Consider the following 21966-nt stretch of genomic DNA (forward strand, 5'->3'; position numbering starts at 1 on the left):
GTTCGGCGGCTCCGTTCGTCAACCCTGATCGGCGATCGGTCCGATCGCTTCGTCGATCCTGTCGCGAGGTGGCGCGGGTTCGACCTTCGCGTAATCCCGCAACGCCTGCTCGGCGTCGTCGGACAGGCTCGTCGGCACGCTGATGGTGATCGTGACGAGCAGATCGCCGGAGCCTTCGCCGATCGCGCTGCGGTACGGGACGCCGCGCCCGCGCACGCGAAGCATGCGGCCGCTCGGTGTTCCCGCGGGCACTCGTACCGTGACGGGTCCGTTCAGGGTCGGCACCCGGATGTCGGCCCCGAGGGCCGCCTCGGTGAAGGAGACCGGCAGCGTCAGGAGCAGGTTGTCGTCGTCCCTGGTGAACAGTTCGTGTGGGCGGACGTGGACGAGGACGTACAGGTCGCCGGGGGCTCCCCCGCGTTCCCCGACCTCGCCGCGACCGGCGAGCCGGATCCGTTGGCCGTCGCGGACGCCGGAGGGAATCCGGACGGTCAGGACGCGGGTCTTGGTGACACCGCCGGTGCCGTGGCACTCCGCGCACGGGTCGGTCACGATCGTGCCGACGCCGTTGCATTCGCGGCAGGGTTCCGAGAAGCTGAACGCGCCCTGGTCAACGGAGCGGATTCCCGCGCCGTGGCACGCGGGGCACGTCTTCGGGGACGTTCCGGCCTTGGCGCCCGAACCTCCGCAGACGTCGCACGCGCCGGGTGAGCGCAGTTTCAGTGGCAGCGTCACGCCGAACACGGAGTCGGTGAAGTCGAGGGTGACGCTCGTCTCGACGTCGCGGCCCTTCGAGGGGCCGCGCTGTTTGGACCCGCCGAAGAACGAGCCGAACAGGTCGCCGAGGCCGCCGCCGTTTCCGGCTTGGCCGGCGGAGAAGCCGCCACCGCCGGTGCGGGCCTGGCGCATGAGGTCGTCGAAATCGAAGGGCGATTGGCCGCCCATGCGGGCGCCGCGACGGAACGCGCCGGCTCCCAGCAGGGAGCGCATCTCGTCGTATTCCTTGCGCTGCTTCGGGTCCGAGAGGACCGAGTACGCTTCGGACGCTTCCTTGAAGCGTTCCTCCGACTCGGGGTTGTTCGGGTTGTGGTCGGGGTGGAGATCGCGGGCGAGTTTTCGGTACGCCTTCTTGATGTCCGCTTCGGGGGCGTCCTTGGTGATACCGAGGACCTTGTAGAAGTCCTTCTCCATCCAGTCACGGGATACCACTATGGACGCCCCCCTTTCGGCTTACTTCGACGGTGCGCTGTCGCCATTATCCGCCGCGTCGCCATCCGATGGCGCGGCGGTTTCGGTTTTCTCCTTGGTGGCCTTGTCTTCCGACGGCTCGTCTTGGTCCGCTTCCGCGTCCCAGACGACGTCCACCTCGGCCTCGGCGTCGATCGACGTCTCGGCCGGCTGTTCCGATCCGGTGGGCTCCGCGACGACGTCCTCTTCGGACGGCTTCTCGGTGTCGGGCTCCTCCGCCGTCGGCTCGGCCAAAACCTCGGTGTCGTCCGCCGATGTCACCGCCGACTCCTCCGTCGGTTCGGCGACGGCCACCATCGCGGGGCGGATCAGCCGATCGCCGATCCGGTAACCGCGCCGCATCACGTCGATGCACGACGTCTCCGTCACCTCGGACGAGTGCATGTGCGCGACGGCCTCGTGGATCGCCGGGTCGAACGGGTCGCCCTTGGCGCCGAACACTTCCAGGCCCAACTTGCTCAGGGTTCCGAGCAGCTGGTCGGCGACGGACGCGAACCCGCCGACGAGGTCGCCGTGGTCGCGCGCGCGGTCGATGTCGTCGAGGACCGGCAGCAGCCCGCCGATGACGGTCGCCGTGACCGCCTCGGCTGCGGCGGCCTTGTCGCGCTCCACCCGCTTGCGGTAGTTGTGGTACTCGGCCGTGATCCGTTGCAGGTCGCGCGTGCGCTCGTCGAGCGCCTCGGCGAGCTCGCCGGCGGCACCGGCGATCACCTGCTCGTGGATCGGCTCGGCCGACTCTTCCCGCTGTTCCTCGGTGGTCTCAGGGGTGTCGTCGGGTTTCTTCTCGTCGGTCACTTCTTGTCGTCCTCGTCGACGATCTCCGCGTCCACGACGTCGTCGTCACGGGAGGCGCCCGGCTGCTCGCCGGCGCCCGCGTCGGCTCCGGCGTCGCCACCGGCGGCCTGCTGCTGCGCGTACATCGCCGCGCCGGCCTCCTGCGAGACCTTGATCAGCTCGTCCGTCGCCGTCTTGATCTTGTCCAAGTCGGTGCCCGCGAGCGTGGTCTTCAGCTCGGACAGGGCCTCCTCGACGCCGGTCTTCTTGTCGGCGGGGATCTTGTCGCCGGACTCGGCGAGCATCTTCTCCGTCTGGTAGACCCACGTCTCGCCGAGGTTGCGCGTCTCGGCCTCTTCCTTGCGCTTGCGGTCGTCGTCGGCGTGGTCCTGCGCGTCGCGCATCATCCGCTCGATGTCGTCCTTCGGCAGCGAGGAGCCGCCGGTGATCGTCATCGACTGCGCCTTGTTCGTCGCCATGTCCTTCGCGGACACGTTGACGATGCCGTTGGCGTCGATGTCGAAGGTGACCTCGATCTGCGGAACGCTGCGGGGCGCGGGCGGCAGGCCGGTCAGCTCGAAGGTGCCGAGCTTCTTGTTGTAGGCGGCGATCTCCCGCTCACCCTGGAAGACCTGGATGAGCACCGAGGGCTGGTTGTCGTCGGCCGTGGTGAAGATCTCGGAGCGCTTGGTGGGGATGGTGGTGTTGCGCTCGATCAGTTTGGTGAAGATGCCGCCCTTGGTCTCGATGCCGAGCGACAGCGGCGTGACGTCCAGGAGCAGGACGTCCTTCACCTCTCCCTTGAGGACACCGGCCTGGAGGGCGGCACCGACGGCGACGACCTCGTCCGGGTTGACGCCCTTGTGCGGGTCGCGGCCGAGGATCTCCGACACCATCGCCGAGATGGCGGGCATCCGGGTGGAGCCGCCGACCATGATGATGTGGTCGATCGCGGAGACGTTGATGTTCGCGTCGCGCAAGGCCTGCTCGAACGGCTTCTTGCAGCGTTCGCGCAGGTCCGAGGTGAGCTTCTCGAACTCGGCGCGGGTGATGTTCATGTCGAGGTGCAGCGGGCCGTCGGGGCCGGCCGTGATGTACGGGAGGTTGATCGACGTCTGCGTGGCCGCGGACAGTTCGATCTTGGCCTTCTCGGCGGCTTCCTTGAGGCGCTGCAGCGCCATGTTGTCCTTGGCGAGGTCGACGCCGTGCTGACCGTTGAAGGTCTTCACCATGTGGTCGATGAGACGGTCGTCCCAGTCGTCGCCGCCGAGGTGGTTGTCGCCGTTGGTGGCCTTCACCTGGATGACGCCCTCGGCGATCTCCAGCAGGGACACGTCGAAGGTGCCGCCGCCGAGGTCGAAGACGAGGATCGTCTGTTCCTTCTCGCCCTTGTCGAGGCCGTAGGCGAGCGCGGCGGCCGTGGGCTCGTTGATGATGCGCAGCACGTTGAAGCCGGCGATCTCGCCGGCCTCCTTCGTGGCGGTCCGCTCGGCGTCGTTGAAGTACGCGGGGACGGTGATGACGGCGTCGCTGATCGTCTCGCCCAGGTAGGCCTCGGCGTCGCGCTTCAGCTTCATCAGGGTGCGGGCGCTGATCTCCTGCGGCGTGTAGTGCTTGCCGTCGATGTCGACCGACCAGTCCGATCCCATGTGCCGCTTGACGGAGCGGATCGTGCGATTCGGGTTGGTGACGGCCTGGCGCTTGGCGACCTCACCGACGAGCACCTCGCCGTTCTTCGCGAAGGCGACGATCGACGGAGTGGTTCGGGAACCCTCCGCGTTCGTGATTACCGTGGGCTCGCCGCCCTCCAAGACGCTGACGCAGGAGTTCGTCGTTCCCAGGTCAATGCCAACCGCACGTGCCATAAGTGGTTCCCCCAAGAAGAGTGGATGCCGGAAAACTTAAGAGGGACGGCTGTTGAGCCGCCCGGACTCAATATTGCGTCGCGCATGAGGCGATTGTCAAGTGTGACTTGAGTCTGGCTCGCTCAAGCTTTCGCGAATCGTCGTGCGCAGCGCGCGCCGCCCCCGACAGCGAATGATCATGGCGAGCCGTACTCTTAGCTGGTAATCGGGTGGTGTAGGTGCGGGCTGTCGGATCACGGTGCTCAGCGCCCGTCGCACGCACTGACGGCTCCTCCGCCGCGCCGCCGATGTTGGCCGATACGAGAAGTGTGAGGCGACTGATGCCGGCTATCGTTGTGGTTGGCGCCCAATGGGGCGACGAGGGCAAAGGAAAGGTCGCCGATCTTCTCGGCGGCCGAATGGATTACGTCGTCCGATACCAAGGCGGCAACAACGCGGGGCACACGGTGGTCACCCCCGACGGCGAGAAGTTCGCGATCCATCTGACCCCGGTCGGCATTCTGACCCCGGGCTGCGTACCCATCATCGGAAACGGCGTCGTCGTCGACCCGAAGTTCCTGCTGCACGAGATCGACGGCCTGTCATCGCGCGGCGTCGACGTGTCGCGCCTGCTCATCTCGTCCGACGCGCACCTGGTCATGCCGCATCACCGGGCGCTCGACCGCGTCGTCGAGCGGTACCTCGGCTCAGCGCGGATCGGGACGACCGGTCGCGGCATCGGGCCCGCCTACGGCGACAAGGTCGGCCGCGTCGGCATTCGCGTGCAGGACCTGCTCGACCCGGGCATCCTCCGCCAGAAGCTGGAGATGGTGCTGCGGGAGAAGAACCAGGTCCTCGTCAAGGTGTACAACCGCAAGGCGATCGACGTCGAAACGGTCGTTGACGAATACCTCGGTTACGCCGAACGGCTCGCCCCGTTCATCGCCGACACCCGGCTCGAACTCGACCGCGCGTTGACGCGCGGCGCGAACGTCCTCCTCGAGGGCGCGCAGGCGACGATGCTCGACGTCGACCACGGCACCTACCCGTTCGTGACGTCGTCGAACCCGACGACCGGCGGAGCGTGCGTCGGCTCCGGAATCCCCCCGACCCGCATCGACACCGTGATCGGCATCATCAAGGCCTACACGACCCGCGTCGGCTCGGGCCCGTTCCCGACGGAGCTGTTCGACGAGTACGGCCAGCACCTGCTCAAGACCGGCGGCGAGTACGGCGTGACGACGGGCCGGGAACGCCGCTGTGGCTGGTTCGACGCCGTGATCGGCCGGTACGCGGTGCGCGTCAACGGCATCACGGACCTGTTCCTCACCAAGGCCGACGTCCTGTCCGGTCTGGATCGCGTCCCGATCTGCGTCGGCTACGAGATCGACGGCGAGTACGTCGACGAGATGCCGATGTCGCAGACGGGTCTGCACCACGCCGTCCCGCGTTACGAGTACCACGACGGCTGGTGGGAGGACATCTCCGACTGCCGCGAGTTCTCGGAACTGCCGAAGAACGCGCAGGCGTACATCGAACGCCTGGAAGAACTGTGCGGAGCGCGCATCAGCGTCGTCGGTGTCGGCCCCGGTCGGGACCAGAACATCGTCCGCCACGAGATGATCTGATCCCTCGCCCCACGTCGGGTGACGAGGGGATCGCGAACGACCCGGCTTCACCAAAGGGCGCTACTGGCGCCTGTGGTGCGGCCGGGTCATACTGTGTGGGCGGTGTGGGCCGCGCGCGTCGACGCCTGCCCGGACCTCTTTCATAGACCTATACGGATCAACAACAGGAGACTGTCGATGGGGCGCACATTGGGGCCGTTCACCGACGTGTCCACCGCGCGCGTCGACGGCGCCTACGAGATCTACGAGGGCAGCGACGAGGAAGGTCGCCCCGTCGAGATCCTGACGCTCGGCGCGGTCTCCTCGAAGGATCCCGCGCGCCGCGCGTTGCTGTCGGACACGGTCGCGTGGGCGCACGCCACCCGCGGCCCCGCCGACGCCCCGATCCTGTCAGCCGATCTCGTCTCCGAACAGCCATATGTGGTCACGTTGCGTCGCACCGGTTTCCGTGGCGTGGAGCGTCTCATGGAGCGGATGCTGGCGATGGGTCCGTCGAGTGGGCCCCTGCAACTGGCCGGAGGCGCCCACACTGGGCAGATCCCCGTCATCCACACCGATCCCCGCGGCATCCCCATGCCGGGGACGACGCCGCCCGCCGGATCGCCCGCGATCCCCGCTTCACCGGCGATGCCGTACCTGACCCGACCGGCCCCGAGACGACCCGGCTGGCTCGTGCCCCTCGTGATCGCGCTGACCCTCGTCGTCATCGTCGGCGGCGGATTGACCGTCTACTTCGGAATCCTTCCGACCGGGAACGCGCCCGCGTCCGAGGATCAGCCGATGCCCACGACGAACGAGACGCCCACCGACGATGGTTCCTCGGAACCCGCGCCGGGGACGACCCCCACCATCGACACGAGCCTCAACGAGGTGTTCCTTCCGAACACGACATCGACGATGAACAAAGAAGACGCCGAGGTCATCGCGCAGGCCGGTTGGCCGTTCGCGTTCCACGTCCCGGCGGAGATGAAGTGCGAACGGGCCAACGAGCTCGCGCTCAGCTGCACGATCGAGGACGGCGACCGCGCCGGCACCGAGGTGCTGCTTCGTCTCGAGGACTGCGCCGGCGACTGCGACACCGACCGACGCGACGACATGGTCGCCGCGTGGAACGGCGGGGACGGCGCCGCCGACTTCGACGACGACACCCTGTACCGCCAGACCTTCGACGACGGCTACCAGCTCAGCCTCAGTCGCTTCTTCGCCCCGAAGCAGAACGCCCAGCGGTTCGCCCCGACCGTGCAACTGACGGTCAGCGCCACCACCCCGTACGGCGGTGAGGACCTCGTCGACCAGATCGTCAACGACATCCTCACCCAGACGAGCTGAACGACCAGCCGGTCACCACCGGCACAACGCGACCGTCGCGTCGTCGTACGCACGACCGCGCGGCCACGCCAGGCACGCGGTGTCGGCGTCCTCGACCTCCCTCGTCCGATCGATGACGCCCTCGGGGCCGGCGGTGAACGCCAGATCGAGCAACTGCGTCCACGTCAACTGATCGAACATGTCCACCAGCCGCGTCGCCCCGTCACTGGCCAGCAACGCCCGGCGGACCCTGTCGCGTCTGATCTGCCCCGTGACCGCCTGATACGCCGCCTGCGGATCCGTCGACGCCACCGGATAGCCCTCGGGATGATTGCGCATCCTCGCCCGCTCGTGCAGACGCGCCGACGCGACCTCCCGATACTGCCGACTGTCCGGACGCAGATCGCCGAACCCCGGCAACGCGAGCGACCGCACCCGGTCGTCACTGATCACCATCGGCTCGTCGCCGCCGTCGTCGACGAGCAGTGTCGAATCCGACAGGACGAGATAGTCAACGGTGCTGGCGTCGCCACGGAGCATCACGACCGTCGAAGCCGGAGTCAACGGATGCGTCAGATCACATCGCGTCTGATGCGCCGCGCACGTCTGCGAGATCGACGTCGCCAACACGTCCGACAACGACGCGCGGGTGTCCTCCCCATTGCGCAGCAACGCCGTGCCGAGCGACTTCAAGAACCACGGAAGACCGTGCGAACAACCCGTCTCCAGCTCACCCGACACCGAGTCGGGAACGCCACAACCATCCAACAACACCACCATCTCCGCGCGAGAACCAAGCCAGTCCTCGTTCTGGCGAAAGGGACGATTCGGGGTGCTGACACCGGTGAGTTTCACAGGATCGAGTCTGACATGTGGCATTAGGTAGACGTTTCGCCCGCCGATGACGACACTTATGGGTATGTCTCTACCGAATCCAGTCCTGGACCTGGCCGCCGAAGTGGTACCGGAAGCCGAAGACCGTGGTCGCCTGGCGTTCGCCTACGCCCACGGCCCGCTCCTCGCCGGGTTCGGCGACGACGCCGAAGTGGAACTCGTGTGCGTGTGGGACCACGAGACCGTGCCCGAGGACGCGCCGACGGCCGCGAGCCACATCACCATCGCCGAGTTCGACCGCCGCGTCCACGTCGTCACCACCGGACAGGGTTGGGACCCGGCCGACGCCGAACCGCTGACGACCGTCGCCCAGTTCGCGTACGGCGTCCTGCTGTCCGACGACGAAGGCGCCGGCACCCGCGTTCGCGGCGTCGTCTCCGATTTCCCGCAGGCTCTGTGCGAGATCTCCGCGAAGACGCTCATGCAGGACAGGGACTCCGTCCCCGACCGGTTCACCGCCACCGACGACCCGTGGCAACGCGCCGTGATCCTCATCCAGGCGCTCTACAACGGCTACGTCGCCTGGTACGCCGCCAACGGGCACTACTACGCCGGGGCGCAACGCCGCACCGAGTACGCCGACCACTTCGGGCTCGAACAGGAGGTGCCGCGGCTCGAACGCGTCATCTGGGACAACCTCGCCGGGCAGGACGCGTCCGCCGCGTACGTCGCGTTCGCGGAACGGATTCTCAGCGACTGCTGACGGAACGAACGAAGGCGCTCGTCGACGGCAACGTCAACAGGACGATCGCGCCGACGGCACCGGCGATGCCCACGAACGTCAGCGTCACCTTTACCCAGTCGACGTACACCGGGTCGACGATCGCGCGCGCCACCAGGAACGTCGGATAGGCGACGAGACCGGCCGCGACCGCGATCAGACTGATCCGCGCCCACCCCGCGCCGCGCAGCAACGCGGGCAGACTCACCGCGATCAGGAGCCCCGCGACGACGAGCAGGCACCCGATGACGATCGCCTCCGCCAGCGCGGCGTCGCGCAACTCCCGCGTGGACCCGTAGTACGCCTCGTAACCGGGAACGGGCGTCACCGTCCGGTACACGAACGCCGCGATGAGCCCCGCGAAGATCAGGCACTCGACGCCCAACAGGACCGCGGCGACCGTCAACGCGGCGGGCCGCCTGGACACAACAGTCATCGTCACCTCGAAGCACCGCAACCAATATCGACACGAGACTACGGATCGGCCGACCTCGGGCGCTTCCCCACAGCAGTCAGGAAGCACGCGCCGAACGGCGCATTCGACGGCCGACCGATACCCGGTTGCGCGCCGCCAAATCGAGTCGGTAACATTGCCGAGTCGGTTCAACCGGCAGGCGCTCGTAGCTCAACGGATAGAGCATCTGACTACGGATCAGAAGGTTAGGGGTTCGAATCCCTTCGAGCGCGCTTCACATCGAATCAAGCCCCAGTTCAGGGGCTTTTTTCATGCCTGAAGGCAGGCGGCCTCGGTTCACGCGTTGCACATTGACGGCACATGACCGTGAACGACGCGGCTCGTCGCACGGCCGACCGGGCGGATCGGGTCGGCCGATGGGCGCGGGGTTCCGGTCAGGTGAGACGGGAGAGCCGGCGACAGTGACCGCGCCGCCGCCCTCGCCGGAATCGTGAGCACCACGAACATGGAGCGGCGCACCGCCGCAGCGCAGGTTCGGCGTGGTGAGCCAGACCGTCGAGAAGCTCGTCGACGACCACCTGGATGTGAAGCAGATCATCGACGGCTCACGGGCATGTCGCCGACGCCAGTGAGGTAGGCACGATCCAGGCGGTCGCGGATCTCGACTTCGGCACCCGACAGATCCCGGGCGCGATACTCCACAACGGACATTTGTCGGGTCGCCGGTGGCGCGATCGCGCGGTGGTCGAGACTGTCGCGCATGGAGTTCTTCTGCTACCACCGCGACCGCTCCGGTTCCACCCCGCTGCGCCGAGAGCTGACGGAGGAGCACTGGTCGTACATGGATGGATACGCCGATGAGCTGATCGCCCGTGGCCCCACGTTCGTCGGCGAAACCCTCACCGGGAGCGTGCATATTGTGGACCTTCCTGATCCGGCCGCCGCCCGGGCGTTCGCCTTCGACGAACCTGGTCACCAGGCCGGCGCGTACCGGGACGTGCTGATCCGCCGGTGGCGCAACCTGCTGGGCCGCGACATGTGGGCGTTTCCGCGCGACCGAAGCGACGACGGGTACCACCTGGTCCTCGGTCTGGGGGTGGAAGGCGGCGAGAACGCCGTCCCTGCCGACGAAAATCCACTGATCGCCTATGGGCCGCTGCTGTCCGACGACGGCAACACGTGGCTGGGCACCGCCGCCCTGGTCCAGGCCCCCGACCCGGATACGGCGCGAGCGGTCCTGCTCGCGGGGCGGTACGCCCACATCGAGGTCCACGACTGGGAGTTCGGCGGCCGCCGCTGACCCCGCCAGTGGTGGTCGGGGTCGCAGCGGTGATCGATCATCGCCCTTGATGCGGTCATCGCTCCCTATTGAGCGGCTTCCATTGCGACGATCGGCGGGCGCAGCCGATCGACCGCTCCGAGAACGCCGTGGCCAGCAACAACATGGCAGAAAGACCGACGGGCGTGAGCTGTCGCGAAGAGTGAGTTCGCGCCACTGGAGCAGCTTCGCACAGCAGCGCGTCAAGCCCACCGTCAAGTGGGCGTGACGGCGTCGACGCGGACCGGACGCCTTCGGCTACGAGTCGGGAACGACGCCCCGCAACGGCGCGATGGGCGGTCGTCGACAACGGGCCGCCCGGCCCCATGAGGTGGTCCGTTGTCGCGGGCACGGCCCCCGCCGTGGCCAAGTCGCGTCGTCGCGGAGGGACGGACACGACGATGCGCAAGAACTGTCAAGCGATCCGGTCTCACGGCGGACAGACTGGGAGCGTGACCACCGGACGCGACCGTTTGCGGGAACTGCTCGACGCGATCCTCGACGAGGACAACGAGACCCTCGAGGACATGGCGGCGGACGCCTTCGCGTCGCCGTTCCACTTCACCCGCCAGGTCTCGCGTGACGTCGGGGAGTCCCCGGTGGCGTTGCGCCGACGGGTACTCCTCGAACGGGCCGCGTGGCAGCTCGGCGGAGGCGCTTCGGTCACGGACACGGCGTTCGCGGCGGGATACGGCTCGGTGGAGGGCTTCAGTCGTGCCTTCTCGCGGGCCTTCGGACATCCGCCGAGCGCGGCCCGACGCGCACTGGACCGGACGGGGCATTGGCTCCGGGCCTCGAACGGCGTCCACTTTCACCCACCGGCGGCCCTGTGGGTCGAGGACTCACCGAGAGGACGGTCGGATATGGATCCGACGGCGTTGATGCTGCGCCATGATCTGGACGACACCAGGGAGCTGCTGGTGCTCGCCGGGACGCTCGACGAGGACGAGTACCGGCGGGTCCGCGAGCCCGGTCTGACGGTCCTGTCGTGGGACGGGCCGGAGGAGTCGATCGCGGCGGTGCTGGACCGGCTGGTGTGGTCGAAGGAGGTGTGGCTGGCGTCCATCGAGGGCGAGGACATGCCGCAACAGGGCGGGGACGAGCCTGCGGAGTTGCTGCGGCGACTCGACGTCGTGGCGTCCCGGTGGCTGGGGACGGTGCGCGAGATCGACCGGCGCGGAGCCTGGGGGGACACCGTCATCGACGCGTTGTGCGAACCGCCGGAGAGCTTCGTCGTCGGCAGCATCGTCGCGCACGTCCTGACATACGCCGCGCACAGGCGGCAGCTCGCGCGGCATTGGCTCCGGGCCGTCGCTCCCGGTGGCGCCACGACCGCTGGCCACGGTGACCCGATCGAATGGCTTCAACGAGGAGGATGACATGACCAGGACCATCTACTACACGGCGACGAGCCTCGACGGTTTCATCGCCACACCCGACCATTCGCTCGAGTGGCTCCTGACTCGAGACACCGACCATGATGGACCGATGGGGTACAACGCTTTCATCGCCGACGTCGGCGCGATGGTGATGGGCGCCAGCACCTACCAGTGGATTCTCGACCACGATCCCGAAGGGTTCTCGTACGACGTCCCGTGCTGGGTGTTCACGCACCGCGACTTCCCTCGGCAGGACAAGGGCGACGTCCGGTTCACTCAGGACGCGATCAAGACGGTCCACGGTGAAATGGCTGCGGTGGCGAACGGGAAGAACGTCTGGGTCGTCGGTGGCGGTGACCTGGCCGGGCAGTTCGCCGACCACGGCCTGCTCGACGAACTGATCGTGTCGATCGCGCCGGTGACACTCGGCGCGGGCGCCCCGCTGCTACCCCGAGAACTGGAACTGCGAGTCACGGAGGTCGCCCGCAACGGCGACTTCGCCTGCGCCCGTTACGACGTCGTCAAGCCGTAGACGCCACGGACCGCCACCCGACCGCCGCTCACGCGAACCGGTGGGGTGGCGGTCGGACGGCGGACGATCGGCGACTTGTGGCCCCGACGAGACGAACTGCCGACGCTCCACACCTGGCCGCCGCCACCGCCGTCGCTCGGCATCTGGTCCGACCTCGCCGCGACGCTCGCCGATCGCGAACCGTGGTGGTGCGGAGAACCGCTGGACGGGCTCGGCGCGCTCGCCCCGCTCGACCGGGCGGAGTTGCTCGCGCTGCGCGACAGCCTGCCGATCGTGATCGCCTCGAACAGCCCTCGCCCCACCGCCGAGCTGATAGCGACGCGCGCTCGCGGTCGGGACGCTCGCGTCGAGATCGTCACCGACTCCTGAGCACCGTCGATATCGGATCGTGGTGGTCGACGTCGGCGCCGACCACCACGAATAGTCCTATCGGGACAATTCGTTGAGTTCGCCGTATCCGATGGCGTCGGCGACGCTCGTGTACGTCCCCGCCTCACGCAGCTCACTCGCCGCCCGACGGGCCAAGCCGTACGCGGCCGACGCCACGGACGAACCGAGACTGACGCGCGCGACACCCGCCTCCGCGAACGCCCGCACCGGCGGCGATCCCGCGCCGACGAGCACGTTGATCGGCGCGTCGACGCGGGCGGTGATCCGCGCGACCACGTCCACATCGGCGAGACCCGGAACGAAGACGCCGTTCGCCCCCGCCGCGAGGTACGCCGCCGCCCGGTCGATCGTTTCCGCGAACGGATCCGACACGTCCCGAAGATAGGCGTCGACGCGGGCGTTCACGAACACGTCCGGTCCAGCGCCGGCTCGGAACGCGGCGATCCGTTCGGCCGCCTCGGGAATCGGCCGCAGCGCCGGTTCACCGTCGACCGAGTCCTCCATGTTGACGCCGACCGCGCCGGAAGCCCGCACCAGCCGCCCCGTCTCGGCGAGCTCGTCGAGACTCGCCCCGAAGCCGCGCTCGATGTCGGCGGTCACCGGGACGTCGACGGCGCGCACGACTCGGCGGATCACCGCGAGCGCTTCCTCTCGATCCAGCTCGTCGCCGTCCGGCGCGCCAAGGCTCCAGGCGACGCCCGCGCTCGTCGTGGCGATCGCGGGCGCTCCATCGGCGGCGATGACGCGCGCGGAGGCGACGTCCCACGCGTTGGCGAGGAGCAGGGGCCGGCCGGGTCGGTGCAGGTCACGGAAGGCTTCGAAGATCGTCATGGCCCAAGTTCACCAGATCGGCGAGGGAGTCGACCGGCAGGAATCCGACGTCGCGGTCAAGCCCAGCCGAGTTCGTGGAGTCGGGCGTCGTCGATGCCGAAGTGGTGGGCGATCTCGTGGACGACGGTTATCGACACCTCCTCGACGACCTCGTCCTCGGACGCGCACATGCGCAGGGTCGGTCCGCGGAAGATGGTGATCGTGTCGGGGAGGACTCCGCCGTAGTCCCAGCCGCGTTCGGTGAGCGCGTAACCCTCGTACAGGCCGAGCAGGTTCGCGTCGTCGCCGGTCGGTTCGTCCTCGACCATGATCACAACATTGTCCAACATGGACATAAGGCCGCCGGGGACCAGATCGAGCGCGTCGGCGACGAGTTCCTCGAAACGTTCCCGGGTCATGTCCACAGCCATCACGGCAGAATATGCCGTGTACTCGCGTTCGGGCTACCGGTAACCTCATTGCTCGTGATCGACCTGCGTATCGTCCGAGACAATCCCGACCTCGTCCGCGACAGCCAGAAGACCCGTGGCGCGTCGCCCGAGGCGGTTGACGCCCTGCTCACCGCCGACGCCGAACATCGTGAGTCCCTGCAGAGGTTCGAGGCGCTCCGCGCCGAACAGAAGCAACAGGGCAAACTCGTCTCTCGCGCGTCCGGCGAGGAGAAGGCGGAGCTGCTCGCGCGCACGAAGGAACTCGCCGCTCAGGTGAAGACCGCCGAGGCGGGGGTGACTCGCGCGGCGGAGCGCCTGCGCAAGACGCACATGGCGATCCAGAACATCGTCGAGGACGGTGTTCCACAGGGCGGTGAGGACGACTACGTCGTGCTGCGCACCGTCGGGGAGACGTCGACGCCGGAGGGCGGCCGTGACCACGTCGAGCTCGCGGAGTCGCTCGGCATGATCGACACCGAGCGCGGCGCGAAGACCTCGGGCGCGCGCTTCTACTACCTGACGGGCGTCGGCGCGCTCATGCAGTTGGCGATGCTCCAGCTGGCCATGAACAAGGCTGTCGAGTATGGACTCACGCCGATGATTCCGCCGGTGCTGGTGCGACCGGAGGCGATGGAGGGCACCGGTTTCCTCGGCGAGCACGCCGACGAGGTGTACTACCTGGAGCGTGACGACCTCTATCTGGTGGGGACGTCGGAGGTGCCGATGGCGTCGTTCCACTCGAAGGAGATCCTCGACCTGGACGAGCAGCCGATGCGGTACGCGGCGTGGTCGTCGTGTTTCCGGCGTGAGGCGGGCAGCTACGGCAAGGACACGCGCGGGATCATTCGGGTGCACCAGTTCGACAAGATCGAGATGTTCTCGTTCTGCCGCCCGGAGGACGCCAGGCAGGAGCACCAGCGGATCCTCGCGATGGAGGAGGAGATGCTCGGGTTGATGGGCGTCCCGTATCGCGTCATCGACACCGCGGGTGGGGATCTCGGTTCGTCGGCCGCGCGCAAGTTCGACTGTGAGGCATGGCTGCCGAGCCAGAACCGCTACCTGGAGTTGACGTCGACGTCGAACTGTACGACGTACCAGGCGCGGAGGCTCGGTGTGCGGTATCGCGACGAGAACGGGCGTCCGCAGGTCGCGGCGACGTTGAACGGAACGCTCGCGACGACGCGGTGGCTCGTCCCGATCCTGGAGAACAACCAGTTGGCGGACGGTTCGGTGCTGGTTCCCGAGGCGCTGCGGCCGTTCCTCGGGAGGGACGTCCTGGAGCCGGTCCGCTGACGCAGTCACGGGAGTCGAACCCGAGCTCACGCACCGCGTGTCGGCGACGTGACCTCATGTGTTCGTCATCGTGATTCGACTACTGGTGTCCCTCACGTTCACCTTCGGACGGGTACTGTCGGGCAATGGATTGCCCGAAATTGGTGGTTGTAGACCTCGATGGCACCGTCGTCGGCTATGACACCGCCCATGTAGCGCCGAGCCCGGCCATCATCAAGGCGTTGGCGTCGGTGCGTGCGGCGGGTGTGCCCGTCGCGATCGCGACGGGGCGCGCCGTCTGGGGTGCGCTGCGCACGGTCACCGACCTTGGATTGACGGACGGGTTGGTCTCCGCGACGCACGGCGCCGTCACCTACGATCTGGCCCGCGATCAGGTGATCGACGAGGTCCTCATCGACCCGGCGGAGGCCGTCGAGGCCTTGGCTCGCGCGGACGCCTCGACGGCGTTCGCGGTCGAGTTGCGGCAGCGGGGTTGGCGGCACACGGCGAACTTCTCGCGGGACTTCGAGTCGACGTGGGCGGACGTCGTGGACGTCGACACTCTCGCGGCGACGCCGACGGTCCGTCTGGCCGCCCGAGTCGAGGCGACGTCCAGCTATGGGACGCGCCTACGGTGCCCTGCGGCGACCCGTCTCGCGGACAGCGCCCGGATCGACGAGTCGAAGTTCTGCGTCGAGGTCGGTTTCAACGGTTGGATCGACATCGGCGCTGCCGGTGTCACGAAGGCGACGGGTGTCGCCGCGATCGCGGCCCACTACGGGGTCGATCCGGCCGACACGATCGTGTTCGGGGACGCCGCCAACGATCTGCCCATGTTCGCTTGGGCCGGTCATTCGGTGGCGATGGGTCAGGCGGTCGGGGAGGTGCAGGAAGCCGCCGACGAGGTCGCGCCGTCGGTGTATGACGACGGTGTGGCCGTAGTGTTGAAGAGATGGTTTCCGTGAACTTGCCTCGCCTCGTCGCGACGGATCTGGATGGGACGTTGGTCCGGTCCGACGGCACGGTCTCTCAGCGTTCGCATGACGTGTTGAGTCGGCTGTCCGCGGCGGGCGTGACGATCGTCGGTATCACCGGGCGCGGCCCGCGCCTGTTGGAGTTGTGTCGCCGTGACGTCCCCAGTGCGCACTGGCTCGTCTTGGCGCAGGGCGGCTTCATCTACGGCGCCAACGGTCGTGGTCCGATGACACCATGGCGGTCGACGTTGATGCCGGGCGCGCGGGCCGCCGAGGTCGTGGCGCATGTGGAGCGCGGGGTCGGGCCGTTGACGGTGTTGGTCGAGAACGACTCGAGCCATGAGGCTCCGCTGATGGGCGACGTGATCGCGGATTGGCCGTTTCCGGTGCCGATCATCGCGGCGGAGCGGCATGTCGCGTTCGCGGGGGACGCGGTGAAGGCGTTCTTGCGGAGCGACGCGATCCCGGCGGTGGAGTTGCTGCCGGTGGCGCGCGGCCTGGTCCCGCTCGATTGGTGCGCGATGACGGAGGCCGGGATCGGTTTCGTCGAGGTGTGTCCGCCGGGTGTCGACAAGGGCGCCGGGCTGTCGTATGTGGCGCAACGGGCGGGGGTCTCGTTGTCGGACACGCTCGTCTTCGGTGACGCCCTGAACGACCTGCCGATGTTCGCCGTCGCGGGTCGCCGGGTCGCTATGGCGGCGGCGCACCCGCAGGTGACGGCGGCGGCCGACGAGGTGACGTCCGGCAACGACGACGACGGGGTCGCCGAGTATCTGGAACGACTGTTCGAGTGAGACGTGTGCGGGAACCGGTGCCGTTCACGGTGGCGCCTGAAGACGGTTTCAGGCCGCTTTAGCGTGGCTTCAGCATGTGATGGGTAGGCTCCGACCTGGGGAGGAGGTCGGAGGCCCCCTGGATTGCCCACAAGGGATTCCTAATGGCGTAGATCGCGGCAGAATGCCTGCACCGCAAGGCATCCGATCGATTCACGCGGATTCAGTCGGTGTAGAACCATGATGGACCCGAACAACCGACCGACTTCGTCCCGGCCGAGGCGCGATGATTCCACGGCTCGCCGTATGCCGTCGCCTTGACGGGCGTCAATCATTCGTGACAGGCTGACCGCGTGTCGACACGCCAAGCGCCGCAATCGATATGGGACTCCCGATCCGTCGCCGTCATCGGCGCCAGCGACCGGCCATCCTCCACGGGTGGGCGCGTCGTCCGAGCCCTGCTGCGGCACGGCTTCACGGGCACCGTCCATCCCGTCCACCCGACCGCGGACACCGTCGCGGGACAGCCCGCCACCGCGACCGTGGCCGACGTCGGCTCCACCGTCGATCTCGCGATGGTCCTCGTTCCCAGCGAGTCGGTGCGCGGCGCCGTCGTCGACTGCCTCGACGCGGGAGTGTCGCATGTGATCGTCGGCGCGTCCGGCTTCGCCGAGACGGGCGAGCGCGGGGCGTCGATCGAGGCCGCGATGGCGGCCGACGCCCGCGCGGCGGGGGCGCGGTTGTGGGGGCCGAACACGATCGGTGTCGCGGATTTCGCGACCGGTCTGGCGGCGACCTTCTCCCCGGCGTTGGACGCGACCGGGCTGTTCGCCGATCCGGGCGGGCTAGCCGTCGTCAGCCACTCCGGTGGGCTCGGCTACGGGATCGCGGGTCTGGCGGCCGAGGCCGGTCTGCCGGTCCGGTGGGTCGCGACGACCGGCAACGAAGCCGATGTGACGGCGGGCGAGGTGATCGCCGACCTGGCGGAACGGGACGACTGTCGCAACGTGATCGCGTTCCTCGAATCACCGCCGGACCGGGCGTCGCTGGATCGGATCGCGGCGTCGTCGACGCCGGTCACGGTGCTGCGTGCCGCCCGGAGTCGGAACGGGATCGCGCATTCGGTGACGGCCACCCGGTTCGCTTGGGCGGATTTGACGTCCGAACATCGCGACGCCGTGCAGGACACGTTGACGATCACGGATGATCTGCCCGGCCTGCTCGCGGGTGCCGCGCTGGGCGAGGCCGCTCCGCCTCGCGTCGCCGTCATCACGACGTCCGGCGGTTCCGGAATCCTCGCGGCCGACGCGATCGACGTGGCACCGGCGCGGTTGGCGCCGTTGACCGACCTCACGCGCGCCGAGCTGCGTTCGGAGCTGCCCGATTACGCCACCGTGGACAATCCGTTGGACGTGACGGCGACGGTGATGACGGACCCGACGTTGTTCACCGAGTCGTTGGCGATCCTCGCGAAGGATCCGACGGTCGACGCGATCCTGGTGTGCCTGTGCGTGCTCGCGGAGCCGCAGGCGAGTGTCGCGGCCGCGGCGATCGGCGCCGTGGCGAAGGCCGGTAAGGCGATCGCCGTGTCGCGCAGCGGGGCGACGGCGCACGCGCCCGGTTTCGCCGCGCTCCTGGCCGACGTCGGCGTGACCGTCCATATGGAACCGTCGGCGGCGGTGCACGCGCTGGTGACCGGGCATCGGGAGAGGAAATCGTCATGAACATCGTGAGCGTCTTCGAGCGGTCGGCGGAGCGCCACCCCGATCGGGTCGCGTTCACCGATGACGTGGGGGACACGACCTTCGCGGAGCTGCTTCGGCGGGCGGTCGCGTTCTCGGGTCTGTTGGCGACGTCGGGTCTCGCGGTCGGGGATCGGGTGCTCGATCTGCAGCCCAACGGGACGCGCTTCGTCGAGTCCGATGTGGCGTGCGCGCGATCGGGGCTGGTCCGGGTGTGTCTGAACCCGCGTCTGACCGAGAAGGACTGGCATCGCATCGCGGACAACTGTGGGGCTCGCGGACTGATCGTCGATGAGCGGTATCTCGATCGGGCGGCGGCCCTCGCCGACGGCATGGACCACGTGTTCGTGCTCGACGGTGACCACGACCGTCGGCTCGCGGCGGCCCCAAGGGTGGGTGCCCGGATCGCGGAGCTCGTGTCGCTCAACTACACGTCCGGCACGACGGGCGCGCCGAAGGGCGTGCGTCGGCATCATTCGCACCGCCTCGCGAGTCTCGACGGGATGCTTCGCGCGGTGCTGCCGGCGATCCCGTCGGCGGGGGACGCGTACCTGCACGCGGCGCCGATGACGCACACGTCGGGGCTGTTCACGCTTCCGTTCGTCGCGGCGGGGGCGCGTCAGGTGATCCTCGACCGTTTCGACGCGGAGACGTTCGCGGAAGCGGTGTCCAGGCACGGTGTCACGCACACGGCGCTCGTTCCGACGATGATCGCGCGGTTGCTCGCGGCGGACGTCCGGCTCGGTCGGGAACTCACGATGCTCGGTTACGCCGGGGCTCCGCTGCCTCCCGAGCAGATCCGCGCGGCCCACGCCCGGCTCACTCCGGCGCTCACGCAGTACTACGGCCTCGTCGAGGCGATACCTCCGGTGACCGTGCTCGACGCGGACGACCACGCGCGCGCCGTCACGGAGCAACCGGAACTCCTCACGAGCGCCGGACGTCCCGTTCCGGGTGTGGCCGTGCGGATCGTCGACGCGGACGGTCGTGAGGTGCCGGTCGGCGAGGTGGGGGAGGTCGTCACGGCGGGCCGGCATGTCACGTCCGGCTATTGGGGACGGTCGACGGGGGTGAAGGCGTTGTCGAACGGCGAACTCCACACCGGTGACATCGGGCGGTTCGACGCCGACGGGTATCTGTGGCTCGTCGATCGGCTCGGCGACATGATCATCTCGGGCGGCTACAACATCTATCCGCGCGAGATCGAGGACGTGATCGCCGCGGTCGAGGGCGTGGAGCACGTGGCCGTGTACGGGGTCCCGCACGAGGATTGGGGGCAGGCCGTCACCGCCGCGTACACCGGCACGGCCACGGCGGAGGCGGTCCTGACGGCGTGCCGTCGGGAGCTCGCGTCGTTCAAGAAACCGAAGCACGTCCACCACCTCACACGGATGCCGGTGAACTCCAACGGCAAAATCGACAAGACGGAGCTACGGCGGTCATGACGGAACGGCCCGGACACTTCCCCTACACGCGCGGTATCACCGAGGCGGCGCAGCCGTGGATCATGGGCCAGTACGCCGGGTTCGGCACGGCCGCCCAGTCGAACGCGCGGTTCAAGGAGCTCATCGACGCCGGGCAGCACGGCTTCTCCGTCGCCCTGGACCTGCCGACGCAGCTCGGGCTCGACTCCGACGACCCGTTGGCGGTCGGCGAGGTCGGGCGGGTCGGCGTCGCCATCGACTCCCTCGCCGACGTGGAGATCCTCACCGACGGGATCGCGCTCGAGGATCTGCGGCAGGTGCGGACGACCGCCAACTCGATCGGTTTCGTGTGGGCCGCGATGTGGCTGGCGTTGGCGAGGAAGCGCGGGGTTCCACCGGAGACGTTCAAGATCTTCATTCAGAACGACGTGTTGAAGGAGTACATCGCGCGCGGCACGCAGATCTTCCCGGCGGCGGCGGGGCTGCGGCTCACCGTCGACACGATGGAGCATCTCGCGCGGGTGGCCCCGGGCTGGGTGAGTCTCGCGATGTCGGGGTACCACATGGCGGAGGCGGGCGCGGATCCCGCGGCCGAGGTCGGGTACACCTTCGCCAACGCGATCGCCTACCTGGACGCCTTGACGGAGCGCGGTGTCGGCATCGACGAGGTCGCGCCGTCGCTGTACACGTTCCTGTCGGTCGGCATGGACGTGCTCGGCGAGGTCGCGAAGCTGCGGGCGGCGCGGCGCTGCTGGGCCCGTCTCGTCACGTCTCGTTACGGGGCGACGAACCCGGACAGCGCGAAGCTTCGGATCTTCGCGTTCACCGCCGGGTCGAGCCTGACGGCGCAGCAACCGATGAACAACCTCGCCCGGACGGCGTTGGAGACCTTCGCCGCCGCGTGCGCCGGTGTGCAGACGTTGCACGTGTGCGCCTATGACGAGGCGCTCGGGGTGCCGACCGCGGACGCGGCGCTGTTGGCGTTGCGCACCCAGCAGATCGTCGCCCACGAGACATCCATCATGGACAATGTCGATCCGCTCGGGGGGTCGCATGTCGTCGAGGCGCGCACCGACGCGTACGAGCGCGAGATCGGTGACGTCATGGCGAGCGTCGCGGGCGCGGGTGGCGCGCTGGCGGCGATCGAGGCGGGTCTGCAGCGGCACCGTATCGGAGACGAGGCGTATCGCAAGGCACGCGCGGTCGAGCTGGGCGAGGAGATCCTCGTCGGCGTGAACACGTGGGCGAGTCCGTCGGGTCCGCTCGAGGTGTTCAGTGTGGACGAGAAGGCGGAGGGTTCGCAGATCGAAGCGCTGCGGAGGATCCGCCGGGAACGCGACGGCCACGCCGTGTCCACGGCCTTGGACGCCGTGTCGGCGGCGGCCGAACGGGGCGACAACATCATGCCGGCGTGCGTGGAGGCGGTGTCGGCGTACGCGACGGTCGGCGAGATCGTCGCGCGACTCCGGCGGGTTCACGGGACGTGGACGGCGAGTGCCGACCACTGAGGACTTTTGTCGGGTCGAACGCCTGATCCGACCCGGACCAGGTCGCGACGAGCGTCCCATGTCGACTCGCGACGGCGTCCGGTCAGCGATCGAAGCGGGGATAGCCGCCGCCGTAGTCGGAGGCCTCCTCCGCGGCCAGCTCGTACCGATTGAGCGGCAGGTCGCCGATCCAAACGTCTCGGACCTGCGCCCAGGCGTACATGGCGGCGAACGCGAGCCCGAATCGTCGCCACTGCTCGTCCCGGTGGAACCGTTCGTGGGCCAGTAAACCGGCGCCGACGGGCCGGTCTCCGGTGACGAAGACGTCTCCCCATTGGGTGCCGCCCCTGGCGTACAGCTTGACGCGGCCGGTGCGGCACACCCGCAGATCGTCCACCACTTCGCAGTGACCGCCGGTGCGTCTGACGCACCAGGCGACCGCCGCGCCGAGGAACCGGGATTGCAGGCGGGAGAACCGGGACATCGCGCACCTCCGGGATACCAGGCGGCATGGCCGCCACAAACCAAGCATGACACCGTTTCGCCGCGCGTGGGCGGCTCTCGCGCCGACATTTCGTCGA

At 68.4% G+C, this 21966-nt stretch carries 21 protein-coding genes, 1 tRNA gene and 1 pseudogene; 14 read left to right on the plus strand and 9 right to left on the minus strand.

Features of this window, described 5'->3' with window-relative positions; all coding sequences use genetic code 11:
* Nucleotides 1-18: 18 nt before the first annotated feature.
* From dnaJ to dnaK, 3 genes and pseudogenes are all read right to left on the minus strand, one after another.
* Nucleotides 19-1209 (minus strand): molecular chaperone DnaJ, encoded by a 1191-nt coding sequence (gene dnaJ, locus ACM9NP_RS11955; protein WP_415646728.1) that lies wholly within the window; start codon nucleotides 1207-1209, stop codon nucleotides 19-21.
* Nucleotides 1210-1452: 243 nt separating this feature from the next.
* Nucleotides 1453-2043, minus strand: a pseudogene (gene grpE / locus ACM9NP_RS11960) (nucleotide exchange factor GrpE); the annotation flags it as partial.
* Nucleotides 2040-3887 carry a molecular chaperone DnaK gene (gene dnaK, locus ACM9NP_RS11965; protein ID WP_415646729.1) on the minus strand — a complete coding sequence of 616 codons (1848 nt, stop codon included), beginning with the start codon at nucleotides 3885-3887 and terminating at the stop codon, nucleotides 2040-2042. The gene dnaK and the pseudogene grpE, both read right to left, overlap by 4 nt.
* Nucleotides 3888-4207: 320 nt before the next feature.
* Between dnaK and ACM9NP_RS11970 the strand changes: the two genes are divergently transcribed.
* Together ACM9NP_RS11970 and ACM9NP_RS11975 are read left to right on the plus strand one after the other, a co-directional pair.
* Nucleotides 4208-5494: an adenylosuccinate synthase gene (locus tag ACM9NP_RS11970; RefSeq protein ID WP_415646730.1), complete on the plus strand. Its 1287-nt coding sequence runs from the start codon at nucleotides 4208-4210 to the stop codon at nucleotides 5492-5494.
* Nucleotides 5495-5671: 177 nt separating this feature from the next.
* Nucleotides 5672-6823, plus strand: a complete 1152-nt coding sequence (locus ACM9NP_RS11975) for a hypothetical protein (RefSeq protein WP_415646731.1) — start codon at nucleotides 5672-5674, stop codon at nucleotides 6821-6823.
* Between the two features lie 12 nt (nucleotides 6824-6835).
* On the opposite strand, the gene ACM9NP_RS11980 is transcribed toward ACM9NP_RS11975, so the two are convergent.
* The gene (locus ACM9NP_RS11980; RefSeq protein WP_415646732.1) at nucleotides 6836-7681 is read right to left on the minus strand and encodes an integrase; all 846 of its coding nucleotides are present in this window, start codon (nucleotides 7679-7681) and stop codon (nucleotides 6836-6838) included.
* Between the two features lie 40 nt (nucleotides 7682-7721).
* Between ACM9NP_RS11980 and ACM9NP_RS11985 the strand changes: the two genes are divergently transcribed.
* The gene (locus ACM9NP_RS11985) at nucleotides 7722-8399 is read left to right on the plus strand and encodes a hypothetical protein (RefSeq protein WP_415646733.1); all 678 of its coding nucleotides are present in this window, start codon (nucleotides 7722-7724) and stop codon (nucleotides 8397-8399) included.
* Here the strand turns inward: ACM9NP_RS11985 and ACM9NP_RS11990 are convergent.
* Nucleotides 8386-8853, minus strand: a complete 468-nt coding sequence (locus tag ACM9NP_RS11990) for a hypothetical protein (protein WP_415646734.1) — start codon at nucleotides 8851-8853, stop codon at nucleotides 8386-8388. The genes ACM9NP_RS11985 and ACM9NP_RS11990 overlap by 14 nt on opposite strands.
* A 178-nt stretch (nucleotides 8854-9031) precedes the next feature.
* On the opposite strand from ACM9NP_RS11990, the gene ACM9NP_RS11995 reads away from it, so the two are divergent.
* Nucleotides 9032-9104, plus strand: a tRNA-Arg gene (locus tag ACM9NP_RS11995).
* Between the two features lie 322 nt (nucleotides 9105-9426).
* Here ACM9NP_RS11995 and ACM9NP_RS12000 read toward each other — a convergent pair.
* The gene (locus ACM9NP_RS12000; protein WP_415646735.1) at nucleotides 9427-9594 is read right to left on the minus strand and encodes a hypothetical protein; all 168 of its coding nucleotides are present in this window, start codon (nucleotides 9592-9594) and stop codon (nucleotides 9427-9429) included.
* On the opposite strand from ACM9NP_RS12000, the gene ACM9NP_RS12005 reads away from it, so the two are divergent.
* The 4 genes from ACM9NP_RS12005 (at nucleotide 9593) to ACM9NP_RS12020 (ending at nucleotide 12430) form a co-directional block, all read left to right on the plus strand.
* Nucleotides 9593-10132, plus strand: a complete 540-nt coding sequence (locus ACM9NP_RS12005; RefSeq protein WP_415646736.1) for a YciI family protein — start codon at nucleotides 9593-9595, stop codon at nucleotides 10130-10132. The two genes, ACM9NP_RS12000 and ACM9NP_RS12005, sit on opposite strands and share 2 nt — an antisense overlap.
* Before the next feature lie 419 nt (nucleotides 10133-10551).
* Nucleotides 10552-11529 carry a helix-turn-helix domain-containing protein gene (locus tag ACM9NP_RS12010; protein WP_415646737.1) on the plus strand — a complete coding sequence of 326 codons (978 nt, stop codon included), beginning with the start codon at nucleotides 10552-10554 and terminating at the stop codon, nucleotides 11527-11529.
* 1 nt (nucleotide 11530) lies between these two features.
* Nucleotides 11531-12061 carry a dihydrofolate reductase family protein gene (locus ACM9NP_RS12015; protein WP_415646738.1) on the plus strand — a complete coding sequence of 177 codons (531 nt, stop codon included), beginning with the start codon at nucleotides 11531-11533 and terminating at the stop codon, nucleotides 12059-12061.
* Nucleotides 12062-12136: 75 nt separating this feature from the next.
* Nucleotides 12137-12430 carry a hypothetical protein gene (locus ACM9NP_RS12020; RefSeq protein ID WP_415646739.1) on the plus strand — a complete coding sequence of 98 codons (294 nt, stop codon included), beginning with the start codon at nucleotides 12137-12139 and terminating at the stop codon, nucleotides 12428-12430.
* Nucleotides 12431-12487: 57 nt separating this feature from the next.
* Here the strand turns inward: ACM9NP_RS12020 and ACM9NP_RS12025 are convergent, their stop codons facing one another.
* Both ACM9NP_RS12025 and ACM9NP_RS12030 read right to left on the minus strand, forming a co-directional pair.
* On the minus strand, nucleotides 12488-13282 hold the full coding sequence (locus ACM9NP_RS12025; protein WP_415646740.1) for an isocitrate lyase/PEP mutase family protein: 795 nt from the start codon (nucleotides 13280-13282) through the stop codon (nucleotides 12488-12490).
* A gap of 56 nt (nucleotides 13283-13338) precedes the next feature.
* A complete protein-coding gene (locus tag ACM9NP_RS12030; RefSeq protein ID WP_415646789.1) occupies nucleotides 13339-13686 on the minus strand; it encodes a metallopeptidase family protein in 348 nt (115 codons plus the stop codon).
* A 60-nt stretch (nucleotides 13687-13746) separates the two neighbouring features.
* On the opposite strand from ACM9NP_RS12030, the gene serS reads away from it, so the two are divergent.
* The 6 genes from serS (at nucleotide 13747) to ACM9NP_RS12060 (ending at nucleotide 21406) form a co-directional block, all read left to right on the plus strand.
* Nucleotides 13747-15006 (plus strand): serine--tRNA ligase, encoded by a 1260-nt coding sequence (gene serS / locus ACM9NP_RS12035; protein WP_415646741.1) that lies wholly within the window; start codon nucleotides 13747-13749, stop codon nucleotides 15004-15006.
* Nucleotides 15007-15131: 125 nt separating this feature from the next.
* Nucleotides 15132-15950: an HAD family hydrolase gene (locus tag ACM9NP_RS12040; protein WP_415646742.1), complete on the plus strand. Its 819-nt coding sequence runs from the start codon at nucleotides 15132-15134 to the stop codon at nucleotides 15948-15950.
* A complete protein-coding gene (locus ACM9NP_RS12045; protein ID WP_415646743.1) occupies nucleotides 15938-16753 on the plus strand; it encodes an HAD family hydrolase in 816 nt (271 codons plus the stop codon). The genes ACM9NP_RS12040 and ACM9NP_RS12045 overlap by 13 nt, the downstream gene beginning before the upstream one ends.
* Nucleotides 16754-17085: 332 nt before the next feature.
* Nucleotides 17086-18456, plus strand: coding sequence for a CoA-binding protein (locus ACM9NP_RS12050; RefSeq protein WP_415646744.1), 1371 nt, complete (start codon nucleotides 17086-17088; stop codon nucleotides 18454-18456).
* On the plus strand, nucleotides 18453-19919 hold the full coding sequence (locus tag ACM9NP_RS12055) for a class I adenylate-forming enzyme family protein (RefSeq protein ID WP_415646745.1): 1467 nt from the start codon (nucleotides 18453-18455) through the stop codon (nucleotides 19917-19919). The genes ACM9NP_RS12050 and ACM9NP_RS12055 overlap by 4 nt, the downstream gene beginning before the upstream one ends.
* Nucleotides 19916-21406 carry a methylmalonyl-CoA mutase family protein gene (locus ACM9NP_RS12060; protein ID WP_415646746.1) on the plus strand — a complete coding sequence of 497 codons (1491 nt, stop codon included), beginning with the start codon at nucleotides 19916-19918 and terminating at the stop codon, nucleotides 21404-21406. The genes ACM9NP_RS12055 and ACM9NP_RS12060 overlap by 4 nt, the downstream gene beginning before the upstream one ends.
* 82 nt (nucleotides 21407-21488) lie before the next feature.
* Here the strand turns inward: ACM9NP_RS12060 and ACM9NP_RS12065 are convergent, their stop codons facing one another.
* Nucleotides 21489-21869, minus strand: a complete 381-nt coding sequence (locus ACM9NP_RS12065) for a hypothetical protein (RefSeq protein WP_415646747.1) — start codon at nucleotides 21867-21869, stop codon at nucleotides 21489-21491.
* Nucleotides 21870-21966: the final 97 nt, after the last annotated feature.

Origin of the sequence: Stackebrandtia soli (genome assembly GCF_965137155.1) — a bacterium.
GTDB lineage: Bacteria > Actinomycetota > Actinomycetes > Mycobacteriales > Micromonosporaceae > Stackebrandtia > Stackebrandtia soli.